Annotated in this window: 5 protein-coding genes; 3 read left to right on the forward strand and 2 right to left on the reverse strand. The window is 70.8% G+C overall.

All coding sequences use genetic code 11. From position 1 onward, the window contains the following. Positions 1–377: VOC family protein (locus ACOADB_RS20755; protein ID WP_378602906.1), on the forward strand; the 377-nt coding region annotated here is incomplete at its 5' end. Positions 378–380: 3 nt separating this feature from the next. Here ACOADB_RS20755 and ACOADB_RS20760 read toward each other — a convergent pair. Further along, complete coding sequence (locus tag ACOADB_RS20760; protein WP_378602909.1) at positions 381–980, reverse strand: dihydrofolate reductase family protein; 600 nt, start codon at positions 978–980, stop codon at positions 381–383. Positions 981–1,049: 69 nt separating this feature from the next. On the opposite strand from ACOADB_RS20760, the gene leuE reads away from it, so the two are divergent. Next, a complete protein-coding gene (gene leuE / locus ACOADB_RS20765) occupies positions 1,050–1,706 on the forward strand; it encodes a leucine efflux protein LeuE (protein ID WP_378602912.1) in 657 nt (218 codons plus the stop codon). A 145-nt stretch (positions 1,707–1,851) separates the two neighbouring features. Here leuE and ACOADB_RS20770 read toward each other — a convergent pair whose 3' ends face one another. Then, positions 1,852–2,340 (reverse strand): inorganic diphosphatase, encoded by a 489-nt coding sequence (locus tag ACOADB_RS20770; protein ID WP_378602969.1) that lies wholly within the window; start codon positions 2,338–2,340, stop codon positions 1,852–1,854. Positions 2,341–2,481: 141 nt separating this feature from the next. Between ACOADB_RS20770 and dacB the strand changes: the two genes are divergently transcribed. Further along, the gene (gene dacB / locus ACOADB_RS20775; protein ID WP_378602915.1) at positions 2,482–3,960 is read left to right on the forward strand and encodes a D-alanyl-D-alanine carboxypeptidase/D-alanyl-D-alanine-endopeptidase; all 1,479 of its coding nucleotides are present in this window, start codon (positions 2,482–2,484) and stop codon (positions 3,958–3,960) included. Positions 3,961–4,016 lie beyond the last annotated feature (56 nt).

Raw genomic sequence — 4,016 nt, forward strand, 5'->3', positions numbered from 1 at the left:
CCACCACCCCGATCACCGAGCTGATCGCGTTCACCATCGACTCGTCCGACGCCGCACGTCTCGCGAAGTTCTACGCCGACCTCACCGGAGGCGAGGTGACCGGCGACTACCCGGAGTACGGCTACGCCGCCGCGTCGATCCTCGGCTCGGCCTTCAACTTCCAGACCGTGGCCGACTACGCCCGCCCGCAGTGGCCCGGCCAGGAGCACCCCCAGCAGTTCCACATCGACCTGCGCGTCACCGACGTGGCCGCGGCCGCCGACCACGCCATCTCACTGGGCGCGACCGTGGCCGGCGAGCAGCCCGGCGGTGGTGCGTGGCAGGTGATGATCGACCCCGACGGTCACCCGTTCTGCCTCTGCCCGCCGAAGGACTGAGTCTCAGCCGCGCCGGTAGGTCAGGTGCGTGACGTGCGGCGTCACGCGCGAGGCCACCGGCACGAGGTCGCTCGTCGGGACACCGGCGAAGAGGCGTGACCCCTCGGCGAGCCCCGAGACCTGCGGTGCGACGTGCCAGCGGAGCTCGTCGAGCAACCCGGCCGCGAGGTAGGCGTTGACGGTCGAGGCACCACCCGCGATCGCCACGTTGGCGTCGCCGGCGGCCTCGCGCGCCCGGTCCAGCGCCTCCTCGATCCCGCCCGTCACGAAGTGGAACGTGGTGCCGCCGGCCATCTCCACCGGCTCGCGCTCGTGATGGGTCAGCACGAACACCGGTGCGCGGTACGGCGGCTCATCGCCCCACCACCCCCGCCAGGCCAGGTCCCAGTCACCGCGGCCCGGGGAGAACATGTTGCGCCCCATGATGAAGGCGCCGGCGTCGAGGATGCCGGCAGCCTCGTCCGCGTTGTCGTCACGGTGCTCGATCTGCCACGCATGCAGGCGCAGGTGGTCCAGGCTGCCGAACGGGTGCTCGAGGCTCTGGTCGGCCGCCGCCCCGAACCCGTCGACGGTGGTGGTGATGTCCGCGGTCACGATGCCCATGTCGAACCAGACCCGCGCGCCCGCGAAAACTCATCGTTCGGGTGATCGACCCCGTGGGAGGATCGGCCCGTGCTGGGCATCACCGACCTGTCGACGTACCTCGTCGGACTGATCCTGATCATCCTGCTGCCCGGACCGAACTCGCTCTACGTCCTCTCCGTGGCAGCACGCCGTGGAGTGCGCGACGGCTACTCCGCAGCCGCCGGCGTCTTCACGGGCGACGCCGTCCTGATGACGCTGTCGGCCGCCGGCGTCGCCTCGCTGCTGCAGGCCAACGACCTGGCCTTCTCCATCGTGAAGTGGGTCGGCGCCGGCTACCTCGGCTACCTCGCCTTCACCATGCTGCGTGGCGCCTTCCTGATGTGGCGCGCGCGGCACCGGGCGGTCCAGGCCGTCGCCGACGGGTCGCCGCCGCTGGCGCCCGACGAGCGTCCGTACCGCCGCGCCCTGGTGATCAGCCTGCTCAACCCGAAGGCGATCTTGTTCTTCGTCGCCTTCTTCGTGCAGTTCGTCGACCCGGCCTACGCCCACCCGGCCCTGTCGTTCCTGGTGCTGGGGATCTTCGCCCAGATCGCGAGCGTGGCGTACCTGTCCGCGCTGATCTTCGGCGGCACCCGCCTCGCCGAGGCCTTCCGGCGCCGCAAGTCGCTGTCCGCGGTCGGCACCTCAGCCGTCGGCGCGATCTTCCTCGGCTTCGCCCTCAAGCTCTCGCTCGCCCACGCCTGACCGCGACTTGGGGTTTGTCACCGCCGAGTTGGGGTTTGTCACCACCGAGTTGGGGTTTGTCACCGGCCGGCAGCGTGTCGAGAGGCGTCCTCCGGCGATCTTGCTCGCCCGGATCGTCGCCGAAGACACGCTCGGCCCATGGACCTCAGTGCGGGTCGAGCTTGAAGCGCTCGAAGGAGGCGGCGATCTCGGCCTCGGCCTCGACGCGGCCGACCCAGTCGGCGCCTTCGACGGACTTGCCGGGCTCGAGGTCCTTGTAGACCTCGAAGAAGTGCTGGATCTCGAGGCGGTCGAAGTTCGCCACGTGGTTGATGTCGCGCAGGTGCTCCATGCGCGGGTCGCCCGCGGGGACGCACAGGACCTTGTCGTCGCCGCCGGCCTCGTCGGTCATCCGGAACATGCCGATCGCGCGACACTTGATCAGGATGCCCGGGAACGTGGGCTCCTGCAGCAGCACGAGGGCGTCGAGCGGGTCGCCGTCCTGGCCGAGGGTGTCCTCGATGTAGCCGTAGTCGGCGGGGTACATGGTCGAGGTGAAGAGGAACCGGTCGAGACGCATGCGTCCCGACTCGTGGTCGACCTCGTACTTGTTGCGGCTCCCCTTGGGGATTTCCACGAGGACGTCGAATTCCAGCACTGGTTTCCTCCACAAATTTCTGGCCCGGTTGTCGGGTCCGGCGGGGGCGGCCGCTGGTTCTTCAGGCCTGCCCCGCGTCGTTGTCGGCGCCATTGTCCCGCACAATGTCTCCGAACGTGCAGTCGGGGAGAGGGAAAAGTGGCGAGCAGCGACGAGGAGCGGGGTTCCGGACGCCTGAAGAGGGCGTTCGGTGGGTTCGTCGTGGTCGCACTCGTTGCCGCCGGCGGGGTCGCCTGGCAGACCGGATGGGCCGAGCAGCAGTGGGATGACTTCCGCAACGGGCAGTCGGGCGTGCCCGCCGACCCGGCCGCGGTGGCACCCCCTCCCGAGGTCGATGTACCGGACGTCGTACTCCCGGGAGCGGTGGCCGACCCCGCCAACGGCCTGGGCCGACTGGATCCTGCGGCGCTGAAGCGGGCGCTGGGGGACCTCAACGACAAGGACCTGGGCGGCCACGTGCTCGCCGCGGTCGGCCCCCTCGATGGCACGACCATCGCGTACGGCAAGTCCGAGGGCGCCACCTCGGCGATCCCGGCCTCGACGACCAAGATCGTCACGTCGGCGGTTGCCCTGTTCCTCCTCGGCGGGGATCACGTCTTCACGACCAGGACCGTTCTCGACCCGAGCGGTACGACGCCCACGCTGACCCTGGTCGGCGGTGGTGACCCGTTCCTCGCGTCGAGCGCGCCCAAGTCGGCCACGGGCGGTTCGGCGACCTTCGAGCCCAGGCGGGCCAGCATCCGGGCCCTCGCCCGCTCGACTGCCCAGGCGTTGCGGGCGGACGGCATCCGCTCGGTCCGGTTCGCCTACGACGACTCGCTGTTCTCCGGTCCGGCGATCAGCCCGACCTGGGAGCCGGGCTACGTGCCCGACGACATTGCGCCGATCACGGCGCTGTGGGTGGACCAGGGCCGCGACCCGAACGGCTCGGGACGGGTGATGAACCCGTCGGCCACCGCCGCGGAGGTGTTCCGCAAGGCGCTCGTCCGGTTCGGCGTCAAGGCAGCAGGCCCCACCGGCCACGCGGTCGCACCGGCGGCGGCGACCCCGGTCAGCTCGGTGAGCAGCCCGACCGTCGCGCAGATCGTCCAGCGCCTCATCGAGGTCAGTGACAACGCGGCTGCCGAGGTTCTGTTGCGCCAGATCGGCATCGCCGACCAGGGCGCCGGATCGTTCGCGGCCGGGCAGGCCGGCGTGGAGCGGGTGCTTGCCGCGAACGGCGTCCCCTTCGGTGACTCCGTCCTGTACGACGGCAGCGGGCTCTCGCGCGACAACCGGCTCGAACCCGCCGTACTCCTCGGTGTCCTGCGGTTGGCAGCCGCGGACGCCCACCCCCAGCTGCGGCCGTTGCTGGCGGCCCTGCCCGTCGCCGGCTTCACCGGCTCGCTCGCCCACCGGATGGACAAGGGCCCGGCGGCCGGGCGCGGGCGCGTGCGCGCCAAGACCGGCACCCTGTCCAACGTGTCGTCGCTCGCCGGCATCGCGGTCGACCGCGACGGCAACCTGATGGCGTTCGCGTTCCTGGCCGACCGGATCAAGGGCCCCAAGGCGACGCTGGCGCAGACCGCGCTGGACAACGCGGCTGCCAGCCTGGGCGCCTGCGCCTGCGGCCAGTAGCGCACGAAGTGTGGCTCGTGGGGTCACGAAGTGTGGCTCGTGGGGCCGCGAAGTGT

The organism is Nocardioides sp. CPCC 206348 (assembly GCF_048654705.1).
GTDB lineage: Bacteria > Actinomycetota > Actinomycetes > Propionibacteriales > Nocardioidaceae > Nocardioides.